18 protein-coding genes are annotated in these 19,920 nt (G+C 68.9%); 1 reads left to right on the forward strand and 17 read right to left on the reverse strand.

Features of this window, described 5'->3' with window-relative positions:
* Positions 1–96: 96 nt before the first annotated feature.
* The 10 genes from pheT to infC form a co-directional block, all read right to left on the reverse strand.
* On the reverse strand, positions 97–2,631 hold the full coding sequence (gene pheT / locus E3O60_RS01215) for a phenylalanine--tRNA ligase subunit beta (RefSeq protein WP_134496936.1): 2,535 nt from the start codon (positions 2,629–2,631) through the stop codon (positions 97–99).
* A complete protein-coding gene (pheS, locus tag E3O60_RS01220; RefSeq protein WP_088455748.1) occupies positions 2,631–3,671 on the reverse strand; it encodes a phenylalanine--tRNA ligase subunit alpha in 1,041 nt (346 codons plus the stop codon). Before pheS ends, pheT begins: the two co-directional genes overlap by 1 nt.
* A gap of 59 nt (positions 3,672–3,730) precedes the next feature.
* Positions 3,731–4,654, reverse strand: a complete 924-nt coding sequence (locus tag E3O60_RS01225; protein ID WP_134496938.1) for an amino acid ABC transporter permease — start codon at positions 4,652–4,654, stop codon at positions 3,731–3,733.
* On the reverse strand, positions 4,651–5,298 hold the full coding sequence (locus E3O60_RS01230) for an amino acid ABC transporter permease (RefSeq protein ID WP_088455746.1): 648 nt from the start codon (positions 5,296–5,298) through the stop codon (positions 4,651–4,653). The genes E3O60_RS01225 and E3O60_RS01230 overlap by 4 nt, the downstream gene beginning before the upstream one ends.
* 113 nt (positions 5,299–5,411) lie before the next feature.
* Positions 5,412–6,281 carry a glutamate ABC transporter substrate-binding protein gene (locus E3O60_RS01235; RefSeq protein WP_134480659.1) on the reverse strand — a complete coding sequence of 290 codons (870 nt, stop codon included), beginning with the start codon at positions 6,279–6,281 and terminating at the stop codon, positions 5,412–5,414.
* 36 nt (positions 6,282–6,317) lie between these two features.
* The gene (locus tag E3O60_RS01240) at positions 6,318–7,046 is read right to left on the reverse strand and encodes an amino acid ABC transporter ATP-binding protein (protein WP_174776253.1); all 729 of its coding nucleotides are present in this window, start codon (positions 7,044–7,046) and stop codon (positions 6,318–6,320) included.
* A gap of 160 nt (positions 7,047–7,206) precedes the next feature.
* A complete protein-coding gene (locus E3O60_RS01245; RefSeq protein WP_088455743.1) occupies positions 7,207–8,007 on the reverse strand; it encodes an RNA methyltransferase in 801 nt (266 codons plus the stop codon).
* A 107-nt stretch (positions 8,008–8,114) separates the two neighbouring features.
* Positions 8,115–8,501, reverse strand: coding sequence for a 50S ribosomal protein L20 (gene rplT, locus E3O60_RS01250; RefSeq protein ID WP_088455742.1), 387 nt, complete (start codon positions 8,499–8,501; stop codon positions 8,115–8,117).
* Positions 8,502–8,528: 27 nt separating this feature from the next.
* Positions 8,529–8,723 carry a 50S ribosomal protein L35 gene (gene rpmI, locus E3O60_RS01255; protein WP_066594389.1) on the reverse strand — a complete coding sequence of 65 codons (195 nt, stop codon included), beginning with the start codon at positions 8,721–8,723 and terminating at the stop codon, positions 8,529–8,531.
* The gene (infC, locus tag E3O60_RS01260) at positions 8,716–9,300 is read right to left on the reverse strand and encodes a translation initiation factor IF-3 (RefSeq protein ID WP_084020755.1); all 585 of its coding nucleotides are present in this window, start codon (positions 9,298–9,300) and stop codon (positions 8,716–8,718) included. Before infC ends, rpmI begins: the two co-directional genes overlap by 8 nt.
* Positions 9,301–9,594: 294 nt before the next feature.
* Here infC and E3O60_RS01265 point away from each other — a divergent pair, with 294 nt between their 5' ends.
* The gene (locus E3O60_RS01265) at positions 9,595–9,945 is read left to right on the forward strand and encodes a DUF1844 domain-containing protein (RefSeq protein WP_088455741.1); all 351 of its coding nucleotides are present in this window, start codon (positions 9,595–9,597) and stop codon (positions 9,943–9,945) included.
* An 81-nt stretch (positions 9,946–10,026) separates the two neighbouring features.
* Here the strand turns inward: E3O60_RS01265 and E3O60_RS01270 are convergent, their stop codons facing one another.
* The 7 genes from E3O60_RS01270 to E3O60_RS01300 all read right to left on the reverse strand — a co-directional run bounded on the left by E3O60_RS01270 (position 10,027) and on the right by E3O60_RS01300 (position 19,891).
* Positions 10,027–10,851 (reverse strand): DNA-formamidopyrimidine glycosylase family protein, encoded by an 825-nt coding sequence (locus tag E3O60_RS01270; RefSeq protein WP_134496940.1) that lies wholly within the window; start codon positions 10,849–10,851, stop codon positions 10,027–10,029.
* The gene (locus tag E3O60_RS01275; protein WP_134496942.1) at positions 10,844–15,739 is read right to left on the reverse strand and encodes a DEAD/DEAH box helicase; all 4,896 of its coding nucleotides are present in this window, start codon (positions 15,737–15,739) and stop codon (positions 10,844–10,846) included. Before E3O60_RS01275 ends, E3O60_RS01270 begins: the two co-directional genes overlap by 8 nt.
* Positions 15,740–15,901: 162 nt before the next feature.
* A complete protein-coding gene (locus tag E3O60_RS01280) occupies positions 15,902–16,756 on the reverse strand; it encodes an SseB family protein (protein ID WP_134480656.1) in 855 nt (284 codons plus the stop codon).
* Positions 16,740–17,486 (reverse strand): bifunctional 1-(5-phosphoribosyl)-5-((5-phosphoribosylamino)methylideneamino)imidazole-4-carboxamide isomerase/phosphoribosylanthranilate isomerase PriA, encoded by a 747-nt coding sequence (gene priA / locus E3O60_RS01285; protein ID WP_088455737.1) that lies wholly within the window; start codon positions 17,484–17,486, stop codon positions 16,740–16,742. Before priA ends, E3O60_RS01280 begins: the two co-directional genes overlap by 17 nt.
* Before the next feature lie 63 nt (positions 17,487–17,549).
* Positions 17,550–18,182: an imidazole glycerol phosphate synthase subunit HisH gene (hisH, locus tag E3O60_RS01290; RefSeq protein ID WP_088455736.1), complete on the reverse strand. Its 633-nt coding sequence runs from the start codon at positions 18,180–18,182 to the stop codon at positions 17,550–17,552.
* The gene (gene hisB / locus E3O60_RS01295) at positions 18,179–18,796 is read right to left on the reverse strand and encodes an imidazoleglycerol-phosphate dehydratase HisB (RefSeq protein WP_134496944.1); all 618 of its coding nucleotides are present in this window, start codon (positions 18,794–18,796) and stop codon (positions 18,179–18,181) included. The genes hisH and hisB overlap by 4 nt, the downstream gene beginning before the upstream one ends.
* A gap of 9 nt (positions 18,797–18,805) precedes the next feature.
* Entirely contained in the window at positions 18,806–19,891 is a 1,086-nt protein-coding gene (locus tag E3O60_RS01300) for a histidinol-phosphate transaminase (RefSeq protein ID WP_088455734.1), read from the reverse strand.
* Positions 19,892–19,920: the final 29 nt, after the last annotated feature.

Genomic DNA, 19,920 nt, shown 5'->3' on the forward strand with positions numbered 1-19,920 from the left:
GACGTGCCGCCACGCTCGAGACCTGCCGCCACGCAGCCCGACCGGATCAACCCGGTTCGGCGAAAGGAGTGACGGCAGGGCTCGGCAGCGTCGAAATTATTCGCGTAGGTGCGCTCCGTAGCGGGCGGCGGCGAGTTGCACGCCGGCCAGCTTCGCGTCGCTGGCCTCTGCGGCGGTGAGGGTGCGGTCCGGCGCCCGGAACCGCAGCGCGAAGGTGAGCGACTTCTGCCCGGCCTCGATGCCCGTTCCGCGGTAGTCGTCGACCAGCTCGATGCTTTCCAGCAACGTGCCGCTGCCCTCCCGCACGGCCGTGAGCACGTCCCTGGCAGGAACCTGCACACCCACCACGAGCGAGAGGTCCTGGGTGGCGGCGGGCTTGGTGCCGATCACGGTGGCCTGCAGCTCCCCGGTGACCTGGGCGAAGACCGCGGACAGGTTGAGCTCGACGACCGCGACCACGGCGGGCAGGTCGGCGCCGCGGGCCACGGCGGGCAGCAGTTCGCCCGCGAAGCCCACCGACAGCTCGCCGGCATCCGTGGCCACGAACAGCTCGGCGGTGCGGCCGGGGTGCATGGCCTGGTGGGTGCCCTGGCGCACCAGGATCGGCAGGCCGACCGCGAGGCCGATCTGCGCGACGGCGGTGAGGGCGTCCTGCCAGGATGCGGCGATGGGTGCCTGGCCGGGCTGGTGCCGCACGGTGTTGCCGAGCAGCACGATACCGGCGGTGAACGGCTGCGGCGGGATGCCGGCGTTCAGTTTCGCCTCGAGTTCCGCGCTGGGCCGCACCGCGGCCGGCGGCACGATGGTGCTGCCGTAGCTGACGCCCTCGACCGGGCGGAAGACCGAGCCGAGCTCGAAGATCGCCAGGTCGGTCGAGCCGCGGGACAGGTTGCGGTGTGCGATCTGCAGCAGGCCGGGCAGCATCGAGGTGCGCATGAACGGGGCCTCGCCGTCGAGCGGGTTGGCGACCTTGATCTGCGGAACCGTGCTGCTGGCGGGGTCGCCGAACAGGTTGTTCGCCTTCTCGGCGACGAACGGGTAGGCCAGCACCTCGGTGTGTCCGGTGGCGGCGAGCACCGTGGCGACCGAGCGCTTGAGCTGCTGGGTGCGGGTGAGGCCGCGGCCGGGCGGGGCGATGGGTAGCACAGACGGGATGCGGTCGTATCCGACGATGCGGGCGACCTCCTCGGCGAGGGTCCACTTGTCGGTGAGGTCCGGACGCCAACTCGGCGCGGTCACGGCCAGGCCGGTCGCGGTCTCGGTCATCGAGGCGCCGATCTCGGCCAGCGAGGTGCGCACCTCCTCGCGGGTGTACTCCAAGCCGATCAGGCCGGAGACGAAGCCGGTGGGCAGGTCGATCGGGCCACGCTCCGGGGTGGCGTCGTGCAGCGAGCCGAGTCCGTCGGCCACTCCCCCGGCGAGTTCCACGAGAAGCTGCACCACCCGGGCGGCAGCCACGGCGGCAACCTCGGGGTCGACGCCGCGCTCGAACCGGCGGGACGCTTCGCTGGGCAGCTTGTGCCGGCGGGCGGTGCGTGCGATCGACACCGGGTCGAAGTTCGCGGCTTCGATCAGCACGTTGGTGGTTCCTGCGCCGATCTCGGTGGTCGCGCCGCCCATCACACCGGCGAGGCCGATCGGGCCGGACCCGTCGGTGATCAGCAGGTCTTCGGGGTTGAGGGTGCGGGTGACGTCGTCGAGGGTGACGAGCTTCTCGCCGGGCTGCGCGCGACGCACGACGAGGCCGCCGGTGAGCTTGTCGAGGTCGTAGCCGTGGATCGGCTGGCCGAGTTCGATCATCACGTAGTTGGTGATGTCCACGATCAGCGAGATCGAGCGGATCCCGGCCAGCTTGAGCCGGGCGATCAGCCAGGCCGGCGACGGCCGGGTGGGGTCGACGCCGCGCACGACGCGGGTGACGAAGACGCTCGCGCCGATGCGGTCGCGGATCGGGGCGGTGTCCTCAATCGAGACCGGGAAGACCTCGGTGGACGCTGTCGCGGTGACGGCCAGGGCCGGGTCGCGGAAGGTCGCTCCGGTGGCGTGCGAGTACTCGCGGGCCACTCCGCGGATCGAGAAGGCGTAGCCGCGGTCGGGGGTGACGTTGATCTCCACGGCGGAGTCGTCCAAGCCCAGCAGGCTGATCGCATCCGTGCCCACCTCGGGGTCGAGCCCGAGGTCGCCGAGCACCAGGATGCCGGCGTGCTCGTCGCCGAGGCCGAGCTCACGGGCCGACGCGATCATGCCGTCGGAGACGTGGCCGTAGGTCTTGCGCGGCGCGATCGGGAACGGGCCGGGCAGCACGGCGCCGGGCAGGGTCACGACGACCTTGTCGCCGACGACGAAGTTGTGCGCGCCACAGACGATGCCGTGAATGGCGGGGCCGCCGTCGGCGGCGAGTTCGCCGTCCGCGGCGACGCGCACCTGGCACCAGTTGATGGTCTTGCCGTTGGTCTGCACCTCACCGACGAACTCGAGAACCTGGCCGACCACGATGGGTCCGGTCAACTCGAAGCGGTGGATATCTTCTTCTTCCAGGCCCACGCTCACCAGGGCGGCGTGCACGGCTTCGGGGGTGGTGCCGGGTTCGAGGTCGACGAATTCGCCGAGCCAGCTCAGGGGAACGCGCATCAGACGGCCATCCCATACTGCTGGCTGAACCGAACGTCGCCTTCGACCATGTCGTGCATATCCTTCACATCGTTGCGGAACATCAGTGCTCGTTCGACGCCGACGCCGAACGCGAATCCGGAGTAGACCTCGGGGTCCAGGCCGGCGGAGCGCAGCACATTGGCGTTGACCATGCCGCAGCCGCCCCACTCGATCCAGCGGGCACCGTCCTTGAAGGTGGGGTGCCAGAGGTCGAGCTCGGCGCTCGGCTCGGTGAACGGGAAGTAGTTGGGGCGCAGGCGCACCTTGGCTTCGTCGCCGAACAGGGCCTTGACGAAGTGGTCGAGGGTGCCGCGCAGGTGCGCCATGGTGAGGCCCTTGTCCACGGCGATGCCCTCGATCTGGTGGAACACCGGGGTGTGAGTCGCGTCGAGCTCGTCGGTGCGGTAGACCCGGCCGGGCGCGATGCGGTACACGGGCGGTTCGGTGCCGAGCAGCGCGCGCAGCTGCACGGGCGAGGTATGGGTGCGCAGCACCAGGTGCGCCTCGGGCGGGTCGATGAAGAAGGTGTCCTGCATGGCACGGGCCGGGTGGTCCTCGTCGAAGTTGAGCGCGTCGAAGTTGAACCACTCGCTCTCGAGCTCTGGTCCTTCGGCGACCTCCCAGCCCATGCCCACGAACACGTCAGAGACGCGTTCCTGCAGCAGGGTGAGCGGATGGCGCGCGCCGGCCCGCCAAGTGGAGGCGGCGGCGGTGACGTCCACGGCTTCAGCGGCGAGCTGGGCGGTGGCCTCGGCTTCGACGATGGCGGCTTCGCGGGCGCCCAGCGCCTGGTTCACCCGGGCGCGGGCCTGGCCGACGAGCTTCCCGGCGGCGGCCTTCTGGTCGCCGGGCACGCTGCGCATGAGGGCGTTCAGCGCGGCCAGCGGCGAGGCCTCGCCGACGTGCGCCGAGCGCACGGCCTTGAGGGCGACGGAGTCAGTCGCGGCGTCGATGGCCGCGAGGGCGGCGTCGACGGCCGCGGTGACAACGGGTTCGGATATTTCAGTGGGGGCAGACACGAGACCCAAGTTTAGTGCCCGGCCGCGGGTGGGCTGCGGCCGGGCACAACGTGGTCGGGTCAGCGGCCGGAGTCTCCGCCGTCGGCACCGGCACCTACACCGGCACCCGCACTCAGTGAGCTATCGGGAATCGGCTCCGGCGCCACGGGGCCGATCAGTTTGCCTGACTTGGGGCCTGAACGCCGGGCGATGAACCGCGCGAACCACGACAGGGACAGGTTCATGGCCAGGTAGATCACGAGGACTACGAGGAAGAAGGAGAAGAAGTACCGGTTACCGAAGTAGTCCGGCAGGTTGCGCGCGCCGACGCGCAACAGTTCGCTGTAGCCGACGACGAAGGCCAGCGAGGTGTCCTTGAGCAGCACCACGAGCTGCGCGATGATGATCGGCAGCATCTGACGGAACGCCTGCGGGAACTCGATGCGGAACCGGGTCGACAACGGGGTCAGGCCGATGGCGAGGCCGGCTTCGCGTTGACCGCGTGGCAGCGACTGGATGCCCGCTCGGAGCGCCTCACCGATGATTGCGCCGTTGTACAGGCCGAGGGCTGCGACACCGGCCCAGTATTGACCGCTGGAAAAGACCAGCAGGATGAAGAGCATCATCAGCAGGACGGGCATCCCGCGGACGAACTCGAGGATGATCGCAGCCGGGATCGCGATGGCCTTGTGGTCGGCCGCGCGGGCGAAGGAGAACACGACGCCAAGCACCAGTGCGATCACGGCGGCGACGCCGGCCATCCGTAGCGTGGCGAGCACGCCCTCGCCGATCGATCGCCACACCTGGACGTCGGTGAAGACGTCCCATCGGGTCGGGTCCCAGAGACCGGGCTGCACGGCGCCGTTGGCGTTGGGCTTGGGGGCGCCGAGGGCGAGCACCAGCAGGGCCAGGCCCCCGAGGATGATCACGATACCGACAACGGAAATGACTCTGGAACGGGCGCGGGCCCTGGGCCCCGGCGCGTCGTACAGGACCGAGGTCATCGCAGCACCGCAACTTTCTTTTCCACCCGGGCGGCGATCTGCCCGAGTGTGATCGTGATGATCAGGTAGAAGAACGCCACGGCGAGCAAGATCGCGATGACGGCGTCGCCGCGGTCGTTGACGACCCGGCGGGCTGCCCCGAAGAGCTCGAAGACGAAGAAGGCGCCGGCGACGGAGGTGTTCTTCGTGAGTGCGATGAGAACGTTGATCAGAGGCGGGATCACCATGCGGATGGCCTGGGGCATGATCACGTACGACAACGACTGTCCGAAGGTGAGGCCGACGCTGCGTGCCGCCTCGGCCTGGCCGACCGGGACCCCGTTGATGCCGGAGCGCAGCGCCTCGGCGATGAACGGCGAGGTATAGACCGTCAGACCGATCACGGCGAGGGGGAAGTAGCCTGGCGAGAATTGCAGGTACGGCAGCATGAAGGCGCAGAAGAACAGCACGAGGGTGAGCGGGGTGTTCCGCACGATTTCGGTGTAGACGGTTGCAAATCCGCGGAACGATGCGATGGGCGAGATTCGCAGGGCGGCGACGATGGTTCCGAGCACGAGCGCGCCGATGCCGGAGAGAATCAGCAACCCGAGCGTGTTCCGGAAGCCTTCCAGAAAGAGCGGCAGGTTTTCGATGACTGCGTCCATGACTCACCTCCTCTTCTGTGTTGGTCTTCAGTTGGGTCTGGGTGTTTCAAAAGCGGAAAAACTGCCGATCGGGGTGGCCGGTGCGGCCACCCCGATCGGTCGGTGCGGTGGTGCTAGTAGCGGTCGACCGCCGGCGGCTCAGGCGTTTCGAGCACGGAGCCCGCGGTGCCCTCCCAGGCCTCGGCCCAGGTGCCGTCCTCGTAGGCTTCTTCAAGAACGTCGTTGATGAAGTTGCGGAACTCGGTGTCGTCCTTGGCCAGGCCGATGCCGTAGGGCTCCGCGGTGAACGGGTTGCCGACAACCTCGAACTCACCGGCGTTCTGGTCGGCGAGGCCGGCCAGGATCACGTTGTCGGTGGTGACTGCGTCGACCTCGCCGCTGCGCAGCGGGCCGAGGCAGTTGGAGTAGGTGTCGGTCGCGATGACGTTGGTCGTGTACGCGGCGATGTTCTTCTCCGACGTCGAACCGCTCACGGTGCAAACCTTCTTGTCAGCGAGGTCCTCCGGTCCGGCGATGTCAGCTTCGTTACCCGCGAGAACGAGGAGATCCTGTCCAGCCTCGTAGTACGGGCCGGCAAAGGAGACAACTTCCTTGCGCGCGTCGTTGATCGTGTAGGTGGCGACGACCAGGTCGACGTCACCGTTCTGGATGAACGGCTCGCGGTTAGCGGACACGGTCTCGGTCCAGGTGATGCCCGACGCCTCAATGCCGAGCTTCGATGCGATGAGCTTGCCGATTTCGACGTCGAAGCCGACCGGGTCCCCATCCGGGCCCTTGAGGCCGAAGAGCGGCTGGTCGAACTTGGTGCCGATGGTGATCTCGCCGGCCTCGTTCAGCGCCGCCATGGTGGTGCCCTCATCGAAGGTCACCTCTTCCACGGGTGCCGCGGACGGCGTGCTTGCGCCCGAATCGGTGCAGCCGCTCAGCGCGAACGCTCCGGCCAGAGCGATGGCTGAGATCATTAGACCCTTGTTGCGTCTCATGGTTTCCTCCTGTGTGCTGTGTGTCTCGCCGACAGATTAGTGGGCAAGTATTTTGGAGAGGAAGTCCTTCGCTCTCGTGCTCTGGGGGTTGGTAAAGAATTTCTCCGGGGTGGTTTCCTCGACGATGTCACCCTCGGCCATGAAGATGACCCGATCGGCGGCCTTCCGGGCGAAGCCCATCTCGTGCGTGACGACGATCATGGTCATGCCCTCATTGGCGAGGTTGACCATCACTTCGAGCACCTCATTGATCATCTCGGGGTCGAGCGCGCTGGTGGGCTCGTCGAGCAGGATCACCTTGGGGTCCATGGCCAGGGCCCGGGCGATGGCCACACGCTGCTGCTGGCCACCGGAGAGCTGGGATGGCATCTTCTTGGCCTGGTTGGCAACCCCGACGCGTTCGAGCAACGCCATGGCCTTCTTCTCGGCGTCCGCCTTGCTCATGCCGCGCACCTTGATGGGGCCGAGCGTCACGTTCTCGAGCACGGTCTTGTGCGCGAAGAGGTTGAACGCCTGGAATACCATGCCCACGTCGGCCCGGAGATGGGCGAGGGCCTTGCCCTCGGCCGGCAGTTCCATGCCGTCGATGGTGATCGAGCCGGAGTCAATGGTCTCGAGCCGGTTGATGGCCCGGCACAGGGTGGACTTGCCCGAGCCGCTGGGACCGATGACCACCACGACCTCGCCGCGGGTGACGGTGGCATTGATGTTCTTCAGAACGTGCAGTTCCCCGTAGTGCTTGTTGACGTCCGTCATAACGACCAGGGGTTCGCCCCGGCGCACGGTGATGTTGGACGTCGCCGGTGATGCGTCTGTTGGCTCCATACCCTCCAACTTAGGCCCGTGCTGCCAGACCGACCACCTTTACCGCAGCTTTAACCCGGTCGGTAACCCAAACGTAATAGACGCCCGACCGGGAAAGATGCTAAGGGCGGTGCGAGAACGCGCTTTCGTAGAGACACACCGAAGCGGCCGTCGCCAGGTTCATCGATTCCGCGTGACCGTAGATGGGAACGCTGATCGAACGGTCCGCCATGGCCAGGTCTTCCTCGGTGAGACCGCGGGCCTCATTGCCGAACAACCAGGCGGTGGGCCCGGCGAGTAGGCCGCTATTGCGGGCCGCGAGCAGGTCCTCGCCCTTGATGTCGGCGGCGAGGATCTGCATGCCGGCGAACTTCGCCCGCTCACGCACATCGGTGAGAGTGACGCCAACGGCGACGGGCAGGTGGAAGATCGAACCGGTGGAGGAGCGCACCACCTTGGGGTTGTACAGGTCCACGCTGCGGCCGGTGAAGATCACGGCGTCGGCGCCCGCCGCATCCGCTGCCCGGATGATGGTGCCGGCGTTGCCGGGATCGCGCACCTCTTCGAGGATGGCGATGAGCTTGGGCTCGTTGGCGAAGATCTTCTTGATCGAGGTGGGGAACTGGTGGCACACCGCGATGAAGCCCTGCGGGGTGACGGTGTCGGCCATCGTCTCGAGCACCTGCTCGGTGACGAATTCCACGTCCACGCCGGCGGCGACCGCGGCATCGCCGATCTCGGTGTAGCGCTCGAGGGCCGTGGGAGTGGCGTACAACTCCACGACGAGTTCGGGGCGGAAGGTGAGGGCTTCGGAGACGGCCTGCGGACCCTCGAGGAGGAACAGTCCCGTCTCGGAGCGGGCGGCTCGGTTCGCAAGTTTCGCGACGGCACGCACGCGAGGAGATCGGGGGTTATCTAGCATGCACCCAGTTTAGGTGCCGGGCACCCCGGCCATCTAATGCGCCGCAGGGTACGCAAAACGGGAGCGACCATCAGTGATGGTCGCTCCCGTGAAACAAGCAGGTGTGACTACTTGGCAACCTTGGCTGCGGAGGTGTCAGCGGGCAGTGCTGCCTTGGCGCTCTCAACGATGGCCGCGAAGGTGGCGGGCTCGGTGACGGCGAGGTCGGCGAGGATGCGACGGTCAACCTGGATGCCGGCCAGGGCCAGGCCCTGGATGAGGCGGTTGTAGGTCAGGCCGTTCGCACGGGACGCAGCGTTGATGCGCTGGATCCACAGGCGACGGAAGTCACCCTTGCGTGCACGACGGTCACGGTAGCTGTAGACGAGGGAGTGAGTGACCTGCTCCTTGGCCTTGCGGTACAGGCGTGAACGCTGACCGCGGTAACCCTGGGCGCGCTCAAGGATTACGCGACGCTTCTTGTGGGCGTTTACGGCCCTCTTTACTCTTGCCATTTTCTAATTCCTTTAGGGGTACGGGGCCTAGTGGCCGAGAAGCTTCTTGATGGCCTTGACGTCGGCCTTGGCGAGAACCTGGTCCTGGTTCAGGCGGGACTTGCGCTGCGTGCTCTTGACCTCGAGGTTGTGGCGAAGTCCGGCCTGCTGCTTCATGATCTTGCCGGAGCCAGTGACCTTGAAACGCTTCTTTGTCCCAGAGTGGGTCTTCTGCTTAGGCATTCTTTTCCTCCTGTTTGGCTGCTTTATCTGCAGCTCTATGTGCATTGGCCTCTGCCTTGGCCTCTGATTTGTTCTTCAGCGGGCCAATCACCATGACCATGTTTCGACCGTCGATGGTCGGGCTCGATTCCACAGAACCGAATTCCGCGACATCCTCGGCAAATCTCTGAAGCAGACGTACACCCTGATCGGGACGGGACTGTTCACGGCCACGGAACAGAATCATGGCCTTGACCTTGTCGCCGGCCTTCAGGAAGCCTTCGGCGCGCTTGCGCTTGGTCTCGTAGTCGTGCTTATCAATCTTGAGACGGAAACGAACCTCTTTGAGGATCGTGTTCGCCTGGTTGCGCCTGGCTTCTTTCGCCTTCTGCGCAGCTTCGTACTTGAACTTGCCGTAATCCATGATCTTCGCGACCGGCGGCTTGGACGTGGGGGCTACTTCGACCAGATCGAGGTCAGCCTCCTGTGCCAGGCGCAGGGCGACATCAATCGCCACGACCCCAACCTGTTCGCCGTTGGGACCAACGAGACGGACTTCGGGGACGCGGATACGGTCATTTGTACGGGGATCGCTGATGCGTCTCTCCTCTACTCAAGCATCGTGGCTACAGCCTGACAACGGATGTCGTCCGGAGACGAAGAGGAGACAATCGCGCGCGCAATTCCTGGGATCTGGAACATTTCCTTGTTCCGTCACTCATCAACCACGTACGGCACCCTATCTACCGTGCAAGCTGGAAACCAGCGAGCGACGGCGGAGTGCAAACAACCCGGTAACCTTTATGAAGCGGTCAAGCGCGGGTGGGAGATTATCCACTTTCGTACCGAGACTTTCATCTCGGAGCCCGGGTAAGCATAGCAGAGGAAACCAGTGAGCGACAATTACGATCAGGACCAGTCCGGCCAGGCCACGAGAGACATCGCGGATGTGGCGGCGGTGGAGATCATCACGACCGCGGCGGTGCACCTGATGAGCGCCTCGGCGGTCAAGGTGGGCCTCGCCGACGACCCCGACACGCAGATCGACCTGGACGAGGCGCGCAAGTTGATCACGGCCCTCGCCGGCCTGATCACGGCATCCGCCCCCGATATCTCGGACATGCACGCGCGGAGCCTGCGCGACGGGCTGCGGTCGTTGCAGCTGGCGTTCCGCGAGGCGTCGACCATCCCGGACCCCATCGGCCAGGGCCCCGGCGAGAAGTTCACCGGCCCGGTCAACTAGCTCCCTCCCCCGCAACTGTTGCCGAATCAGACATGTGCGTCCGGTGCGCCGGCACAATTGTCCGGACGGGCAACAGTTGGCTCAGGTTTGGCAGCGCGGGCACCAGTAGGTGACCCGCTGTTCGAGTTCGCTGCGGCCCAGCCGGCCACTGCGGATGCTCGTGCCGCATCGTCGGCACGGCTGCCGTTCGCGCCCGTAGACGAAAGTGCGTGCGCCCCGGCGCAGGTTGCCGGTGGTGGTGCGCTCCGAACGGTCCCGGTTGGCCGTGATCAGCCGGTGCGCCAGCGCGACCAGGCCGGCGACATCGGTGACCTCAGCGATCGGCCGGGTGGGCAGCAGCCCGCGCAGGAAACACAGTTCGTTGACGTACACATTCCCGAGCCCGGCGAGGTTGCGCTGGTCGCCGAGGGCGACCGCCACCGGCCGGTCCCCCGCTGCAGTGTCTTCGGCAGTGCTGTCTCCGGCGGCGCTGTCCGCGGCTGCGCGGAGCCGGCGCACGGCCTCCGCGGCGTCCCAGTTCGGGCCGAGCAGGTCGGGACCGAGGTAGCCGAGGTGCTGCTCGTCCTCCGGGGTGGGAAACAGCTCGAGGGTGCCCAGCTCGAATCCCACGGCCACCCAGTCCGCGGTCTCCAGCACGATGCGGGCCTGGAATGCGGGCCGCTGCCATTTGGTGCCGTGCCGGTAGAGGTGCCAGGTGCCCTCCATCTTCAGGTGCGAGTGGATGCTGGTCTCCCCCACGTGCGCCACCAGGTGTTTGCCGCGGCTGATGACCTCGTGCACGGTCTGGCCGGTCAGGTCGACGGTGGCGAAGGCGGGCACCCGGATGTCGCAGTGCGTGAGGGTGGCGCCGTGCAGGGCGTCGTCGAGACTGCGGGCGCTGCGGTAGACGGTGTCACCCTCAGGCACTGAGCCTCAGCCCCCTCGGCGTCTCGGTGAAGCCGGCGGCGCGCAACGCGTCGCCCACGGTGGTGCCGAGCACAAACTCGGCGTTCACGGTTTCCACGGCGAGCTTGGGCACCCGCCCGGCGGTGACGGTCGCGGCCAGCGACCGGGTCGCCGCGAGCACGGTCTCGGATGCCGCCGGTCGTGGGGTGCCCGCTGTGCCCGGTGCCGCGCGGGAGGCAGGTGCCGTCGCCGGAGCCGAACGGGGCGTCGCGGCGGGTGCGGGTGCGTCTTCGGCTGCACCCGCACCGGTCTCGCCGGCCTCTCCGTCAACGGCGGCGGCCGGATCGAACACCAGCATCGACTTGCCGCCGCGCTCCACGTAGAGCACCAGGTGCCCGTCGACGAGTACCACCAGGCCGCCGGCCTTCCGGCCGGGCCGGTGACCGGTGCCCTCGGGCAGGGCCGGCCAGGGCAGCACGGCGCCGTAGGGGTTGGCCGGGTCGGTGGCGGCGAGGGTCACCGCGGCGGAAACCGACCTGTCGCCGCGTTCGGCGCGTTCCCGCTGGTCGACGTAGCCGCGCATCCGGTCGATGGTGCCGGCGGTGGCGAACTGGGAGGCGCCGAGGCCCTCCACGAAGTAGCCCCGGCGGCAGCGGCCCATCTCCTCGAAGCCGCTGAGGGTCTTATAGACTAGGGCGAAGCCGCCGAGCACGTTCTCGCCCATCACGGCGCCGCGGGTGACCACGCCGTAGCGTTCGAGCATGGTCTCGCCCAACGCGTGTGCGCGGCGGGTGGCCGAGGTGTCGGCGACGGGCACGATCGACCAGCGGCCGGAGACCGTGGGCGGGCCCTGCCGGCTGGGCAGGCTGGGCCGGGGTAGGGCGCGGCCGCGGTGCAGCCGGGCGCGCGGTGCGGCCCGGCGGGTGGAGTGCGCGGTCTTGCCGCCGGAGACCAGCGAGCGCACCGGGGCGAAGGTGTCGTTGCTCACCAGTCCGGACCAGACCAGGTCCCACAGCGCGTCGACGAGGGCACCGTCGTCCTGGCTGCCGACCGAATCGGCCAGCTGCCGGAAGAAGTAGCCACCACCACCGCCCAGCGTGGCGAGGATCTCCCGCTGCAGCGCCGTGGTGTCCAGCTCGGTGGGCACCGGCAGGGTGAGCGGGGCGGTGTCGGCCAGATGCAGGCTCACCCAACCATCGTTGCCGGCGAGCGTTCCGGCGCCGGCCCAGAGCACCTCGCCGGCGTTGGTGAGTTCGTCGAGCATGCCCGGGTTGTAGTCGCTCACCCGGGCGGGGAGGATCAGGGTTTCCCAGGCGGAGGCCGGGATGCGAGCGCCCTCGAGCTGTTCGATCACGGAGACCACGCCGTCGACACCACGCAACTTACCGCCCACGTGCTGCCAGGCCGGCAGGAATCGACCGAGGGTGGCCTGGTCGACAGGCTCCACCTCGTGTCGGAGCGCGGCGAGCGAGCGTCGCCGCAGGCGCCGCAGCACCTCGGCGTCGCACCATTCGCTGCCGCTGCCGTGCGGGCGGAACTCGCCCTCGACGATCCTGCGGGCATCCGCCAGGCGGCGCAGGGCGCCCAAGGCGATGGCCGTGCCGAACCCGAATCTGGCGGCGACATCGGCGGTGGTGAACGGGCCGTGGGTGCGGGCGTACCGGCTGACCAGGTCGCCGAGCGGGTCTTTCACACTTTCGGTGAAGGCCTCCGGGATGCCCGGTGCCAGCGGAACGCCGAGGGCGTCACGCAGCCGGCCGGCGTCCTCGATCACCGCCCAGCGCTCCTCGCCGGCGATGCCCACCCTGAGGGCGCGGCGCGCGGCGGTGAGCGCATCCAGGTGTGCACGCGCCTCGGCCTCGCCGGCTGCGGGCGGGGCGGAGGCGCCGTCGGACTCCGACTCACCGACCGCATCCGCCGGCTCGCTCAGTTCGGCCACGCCGGTCGCGGCTTGCAGTCGGGCGGCGATCTCGGCCACGGTGAGCGGGCCGAGCCCGCGGAGCAGGTCGGCCACGCCCTCCAGGCCCTTGGCCCGGCGGTCGGGGGCCAGGCGCTGCAGCTCCGCGTCGGTACGGTCGATCACGACGGGATCGAGCAGCTCCCGCAGTTCCACCCGCCCGAGCAGTTCGGCGAGCAGGCCGGAGTCGATCGAGAGGGCGGTGGCCCGGCGTTCGGCCAGCGGCGAGTCGCCCTCGTACATGAACGCCGCGACGTAACCGAAGAGAAGGGCGTTGGCGAACGGGCTGGCCGAGTCGGTGCTGGTCTCCACCAGGCGGATGGCGCGGCTGGCCACCTGCTTGGCCAGGGCCACGAGGGCGGGCAGGTCGTAGACATCCTGCAGGCATTCGCGGATGGTTTCGAGGATGATCGGGAACGACGGGTATTCGCGCGCCACGTCGAGCAGCTGGGCGGCTTTCTGGCGTTGCTGCCAGAGCGGTGAGCGGCTGCCCGGCCGGTACCGGGGCAGCAGCAGCGCCCGGGCGGCGCACTCCCTGAATCTGGAGGCGAACAGGGCGGAGCCGCCGACCTCGTCGGTGACCAATTGCTCGAGTTCGTCGGGGTCGAAGACGAAGAGGTCGGCGCCGGGCGGTTCGGCCTCGGTGTCGGGGATGCGCACGACGATGCCGTCGTCGCTGGCGACGCAGGCGCCGTCGATGCCGAAGCGTTCCCGCACCCGCGCGCCGACCGCCAGGGCCCACGGGGCGTGCACGGTGAGGCCGAACGGGGAGTGCAGGATGACTCGCCAGTCGCCGAGCTCGTCGCGGAACCTCTCGACGACCAGGGTCTGGTCGGTGGGCAGGTAGCGGGTGGCTGCGCGCTGCTCGTCGAGGAAGACCAGCAGGTTGGTGACCGCCCGTTCGTCGAGGCCGACGGCCAGGCAGCGGGCGCGGGCCTTCGCGGGCGTGAGCGCGGACACCTCGCGGAGGAACGCGCCGATGGCCGCGCCAAGCTCGGCGGGCCGGCCCAGGCCGTCGCCCTTCCAGAACGGCAGCCGGCCCGGTTCGCCGAACGCGGGCAGCACGAGCACCCTGTCGTGGGTGATCTCCTGGATGCGCCAACTCGTGGCGCCGAGCGCGAAGACGTCACCGACGCGGGACTCGTAGACCATCTCCTCATCGAGCTCGCCGACCCGGCGGCCGGTGGGCTGGTCGCCGCCGACCATGAAGACTCCGAACAGGCCACGGTCGGGGATGGTGCCGCCGCTGGTGACGGCCAGGCGCTGCGCGCCGGGCCGGCCGGTGAGCAGGCCGGTGTCGCGGTCCCAGATGATCCGTGGGCGCAGTTCGGCGAACTGATCGGACGGGTAGCGTCCGGCGAGCAGGTCGAGGGTGGCCTCGTAGGCGGAGCGGGGCAGGGTGGCGAACGGGGCGCTGCGCCGTACGGCGTCGAACCATTCCTCGGCGTCGATGGGTTCGAGCGCGACGGCGGCGATGGTCTGCTGGGCGAGGATGTCGAGGGGGTTCGCGGGCACCTGCAGCGACTCGATCATGCCCGACACCATCCGCTCGGCGGCGACGGTGGCGTGGATGAGGTCGGCCCGGTGCTTGGGGAAGATGATGCCCCTGGACACCTCGCCGACCTGGTGGCCGGCCCGGCCCACGCGTTGCAGGCCGCTGGCCACCGACGGCGGCGATTCCACCTGCACGACCAGGTCGACCTCGCCCATGTCGATGCCGAGTTCCAGGCTCGACGTGGCCACCACGCAACGCAGCCGGCCGGACTTGAGGTCGTCCTCGATCATGGCCCGCTGTTCCTTGCTGACCGAGCCGTGGTGGGCGCGGGCGAGGAGCAGCTCGGCACCTTCGGTCTGGCCGCTGCCGCCCATCAGCTCGGCGGGCGGCCGCGGTGGCGGTGCGGTGGCGGTCGTTCGGGCAGCGGATGCTGCGCCGGCCTGGGCACCGGCCGCTCCCCCGGCGTCCGGGCCGCCCGCGAGCACCAGCTCGGCCTCCTCGGCCGCGGCGAGCCGCTCACTGTAGATCTCGTTGAACCGGGCCGTGAGCCGTTCGGCGAGGCGGCGGGAGTTGGCGAACACGATCGAGGAGGAGTGCGCGAGCACGGCGTCCACGATGGCTTCTTCCACGTGCGGCCAGATCGACCCGGTTTGCGGGGCCGCGGCGGAGGTGGCGCCCTCCGAGGCGGGCACGGCGCCGAGCTGGGTCATGTCGTCGACGGGCACCACGACGCGCAGGTCGAACCGCTTCTCGTTCTTGGGCGCCACGATCTCCACGGGTGCTTGACCGCCGAGGAACCGGGCCACCTCAGACGCCGGCCGCACCGTGGCGGACAGGCCGATCCGCTGCGCGGGGGTGGCCAGGAGCGCGTCGAGGCGTTCGAGGGACACGGCGAGGTGGGCGCCGCGCTTGCTGGCCGCGACGGCGTGGATCTCGTCGATGATGACGGTGTCGACGCCGCGCAGGGACTCGCGGGCGGCGGACGTGAGCATCAGGAAGAGCGATTCGGGGGTGGTGATGAGGATCTCTGGCGGTGTCTTCACGAGCGCCCGGCGGTCCGCGGCGGGGGTGTCGCCGCTGCGCACGCCAACGGTCACCCGCACCGGCGCCAGGCCCAGCCGTTCGGCGGCCTGGCCGATGCCCACCAACGGGGCGCGCAGGTTGCGTTCCACGTCAACGCCGAGAGCCTTCAGCGGCGAGATGTACAGCACCCGGGTGCCGGTGGGCGCGGCGGCCGCATCCTGTTCAACCGGTGTCGTGGAGGTCGAGTACAGCTCGTCGAGGGCCCAGAGGAACGCGGCCAGGGTCTTGCCCGACCCGGTGGGGGCGACGACGAGGGTGTGCGATCCGCGGGAGATGGCGTCCCAGGCGCCGAGCTGGGCCTCGGTGGGCGCATCGAACGCGCCGGAGAACCAGGTGCGGGTGGCCGGTGAGAGGCGCTGGAGGATCTCCGTCATCTACCCATCCTTGCCGATACCCCCGACATCGGCTCGTAAAGCCGCTCTTATCTGTTGCCGATGCGGACATCTGCGCCCGGTGCGCCGGGCGCACATGTCCGCTTGGGCAACAGTTGTTTCTGCGGGTGACGGATGGGCCGGGCGGCCGGCGGGCGTGGAGGGTCAGGCCGAGGCGACGAGCTGCACCCGCAGGGAGTCCACCCCGGTGGCGATCACATCGTTGGCCGCCCAGCGCGCCGCGAGGCGGGCCAGGGTGGCGTCCAGGAGGGCACGGCTGAGCCCGTCGACGAGTTCGAGGCGCACGATCAGTTCGGGCCCCGCCAGCCGGGACTGCGGGTCGCCCGCGGTCAGGCTCACGGAGAGCACTGACAGCTCGGTCGCGATGGACTCCTCGAACGCCACGGCGACGGAGCGGCTGGCGTAGCTGGGGGTCCAGGGCGCGCCCTGGGCGATCGCCCAGAGCGCCGGTCGGCGCACCGCGAACTCGGTGTCGGCGGTGGGGTCGAGCACCACGAGGTCGGTGCTCTCCTGGGCCGCCGCCAGTGCCACCCGCACGGCGTCGGCGGGCACCGGGCGCGCCTGGGCGTTCCACTGGTGCATGGCCGCGGCCGAGGAGAACACCGGGAGCACCGCGCGGCCGTCCGGGCCGGCCACGGTGATGATCGACAGTTCCTGGGTCTTGTCCACCCGCAGCCCGTGCGGGCCGGCGGCTCCGTCTGAAACGGTGCCGGCCTCATCCGCGCCGAGGGCGGTGACCAGAGGGATCAGCAGGCGCGCCGAACGGAAGGCGTCGACGACGTCCTCCTCGCCGGTCTCGCGGGCCTGAAAGCGGCGGAGCGCGCGCAGCAGGGCGGGCGGCGCGAGGCCGTCGTCGTCGGCGAACGCGGTGTCCTCCAGCGACCGGTTCGCCCAGGGCTGGCCGGCCGAATCCGCGGACGTGTCGCCGGCAGCCCCACCGGCGGAGCCGCCGACGGGGTCAGGCCGACCGGTCGAGCCGAGGTTACGCGCCGGAGACATCCAGCGCCTCGGCGAGGGTGAAGGCGCCCGCGTAGAGGGCCTTGCCCACGATCGCGCCTTCCAGGCCGAGGGGTACCAGTTCGCGCAGCGCGGCGATGTCGTCGAGGCTGGAGATACCTCCGGAGGCGATCACGGGGCGGTGGGTGCGCTCCATCACTTCGCGCAGCAGTTCGATGTTCGGTCCCTTGAGGGTGCCGTCCTTGGTGACGTCGGTGACGACGTAGCGGGTGCAACGGGCCTCTTCGAGGCGCTCCAGCACCTGCCACAGGTCGCCGCCGTCCTTGGTCCAGCCGCGGGCGGCAAGGGTGGTGCCGCGCACATCCAGTCCCACCGCGATGGCGTCGCCGTACTGGGCGATCACGCTGGCGGCCCACTCGGGGTTCTCCAGTGCGGCGGTGCCCAGGTTGATTCGCTTGACGCCGGTGTTCAGCGCCGCTTCGAGGGACTTGTCGTCGCGGATGCCGCCGGAGAGCTCCACATTCACGCCGCGGAGCTGCTTGATGACCTTCTTGAGCACAGCGGTGTTGTTACCGCGCCCGAATGCGGCGTCGAGGTCGACGAGGTGGATCCACTCCGCGCCCTGGTTCGCCCAGTCGAGGGCGGCATCCATCGGGTCGCCGTAGTTGGTCTCGGTACCGGCCTCACCCTGGGTGAGACGGACGGCCTTGCCGTCGGCGACGTCGACGGCGGGCAGGAGGACCAGCTTCGGGGTCTTGTTGAACTCGCTCATGATGTGCTGTGGTGACCTTTTCGTGTTGGTGCGGCCGCGATGGAGCGACCGACGGGGGAATGTCTAGTCGCGGAGCGTGCCGAGCCAGTTCTTCAGCAGCCGGATGCCCGCGTCGCCGCTCTTCTCGGGGTGGAACTGGGTGGCCGACAACGGACCGTTCTCCACGGCGGCGAGGAACGGGGCGCCGTGCTCGGCCCAGGTTAGACGGGGAACCGGGAAGGGCGGCATCACGTCGAGGCTCCATTCCTGGGCGGCATAGGAGTGCACGAAGTAGAACCGTTCCTCTTCCAGCCCGCGGAACAGCACGGTGTCGGGGTCGGGCGTGACGGTGTTCCAGCCCATGTGCGGCAGTACCGGTGCCGGCAGGGCGGTGACGGTTCCCGGCCACTCGCCGAGGCCCGCGGTGTCGATGCCGCGCTCGACGCCGTGTTCGAACATGACCTGCATGCCCACGCAGATGCCCATCACCGGCCGCCCGCCGGAGAGGCGCTTGTCGATGATGTCGCCGCCGTGGGCGTCGTTCAGCGCCGCCATCACGGCGCTGAACGCGCCGACGCCGGGGACCAGGAGTCCGTCGGCCTCGAGCGCGAGCTTGCGGTCGCCGGTGAGGGTGACGTCGGCGCCTGCGAGTTCGAGCGCCTTGACGGCCGAGTGCACATTGCCCGTGCCGTAGTCCAGGACGACGACCGAGGTCACAGTGCGCCCTTGGTGGACGGGATGCCGGAGACCAGCGGGTCGTAGGCCTTGGCCTGGCGGAAGGCTCGGGCGAAGGCCTTGAACTCGGCTTCGGCGATGTGGTGGGGGTCGCGGCCGCCGAGGACGGTGACGTGCACGGTCAACGCGGCGTTGAAGGAGATGGCCTCGAAAACGTGCCGCACCATCGAGCCGGTGAAGTGCCCGCCGATGAGGTGGAATTCGAATCCGGCGGGCTCGCCGGTGTGCACGAGGTACGGCCGACCGGAGATGTCCACGACGGCCTGCACGAGGGCTTCGTCCAGCGGCACCAGGGCGTCGCCGTATCGGGAGATGCCGGCCTTGTCACCGAGGGCCTGCTTGATGGCCTGGCCCAGGACGATGCCGATGTCCTCGACGGTGTGGTGCACATCGATCTCGATGTCGCCCGTGGCGTGCACGGTGAGATCGGTCAGCGAGTGCTTCGCGAACGCCGTGAGCAGGTGGTCGTAGAACGGCACGCTGGTGTGGATGTCGCTCACCCCGGTGCCGTCGAGGTTGATCGAGAGGTCGATGCTCGATTCGCTCGTTTCGCGCTGCAGGTGGGCACGGCGAGGCGAGGGCGTGACGTTGCTCATGGCGTTAGTTTATTCGGCTATCGGGCGGAGCCGTGCGATGGCGGCCAGGAACGCGCTCGTCTCGGCTTCGGTGCCGGCCGAGACCCGGAGGTGGCCGGGGATACCGACGTCGCGGATCAGGATGCCTTCGGCCAGGAGCGCTTGGAAGATCGCGTGCGGGTCGGAGACTCCGCCGAATAACACGAAATTGCTTCCGCTGCGCAGTGGGCTGAAGCCGAGGTTCGTCAGTTCGGTCACCAGGCGATCGCGTTGCACCCGGATGTCGTCCACCATGGCGAGCATCTCACCCGTGTGGGCGAGCGCGGCCACGGCCGCCGCCTGGGTGAGGGCGGACAGGTGGTAGGGCAGCCGGACCAGGCGTAGCGCATCCGTGACAGCCGGGTCGGCGGCCAGGTAGCCCAGCCGCACGCCGGCGAAAGCGAAGGCCTTGCTCATGGTCCGGGACACGAGCAGGCGCTCCCGGCCGGGCAGCAGGGTGAGGGCGCTGTCGGTGCCGTCCGGTGCGAACTCGGCGTAGGCCTCGTCGACGACAACGATGCCGGGGGTGGCGTCGTAGACGGCCGCGATGGTCTCCAGCGACAACGGGGTGCCGGTCGGGTTGTTCGGTGAGCAGAGGAAGACGATGTCGGGCGAGGTTTCCTCCACCCAGCGGGCGGCGGTCTCCGGCGAAAGTTCGTAGTCGGCGTCGCGGCCGCCGGGGATCCAGCGGGTATCGGTGCCGGAGGCGAGGATCGAGTACATCGAGTAGGTCGGCGCGTAGCCGAGCAGAGACCGGCCCGGCCCGCCGAAGGCCTGCAGAACCTGCTGCAGAACCTCGTTGGAACCGTTGGCGGCCCAGATGTTGTCGCGGGTGAGACCGTGACCGAGGTAGCCCGCGAGGGCGTCCCGCAGCGGGCTGAATTCCCGGTCGGGGTACCGGTTGACGGTGAGGATCGCCTCGGCCAGGGCCTCCGCGATGTCGGCGGCGACCGCGGGCGGGATCGGGTGGGTGTTCTCGTTGACGTTCAACGCCACCGGCACGTGCAGCTGGGGTGCTCCGTAAGGGGTTTGTCCGCGGAGGTTGGCACGCAGGGGCAGGTCGTCGAGGCTGGTCACCCGAACAAGCTTAGTTGCGCCCGCGGCCG

The sequence above is a fragment of the Cryobacterium sp. TMB1-7 genome (genome assembly GCF_004402435.1).
In the GTDB taxonomy this organism is placed as follows: Bacteria; Actinomycetota; Actinomycetes; order Actinomycetales; family Microbacteriaceae; genus Cryobacterium; species Cryobacterium zongtaii.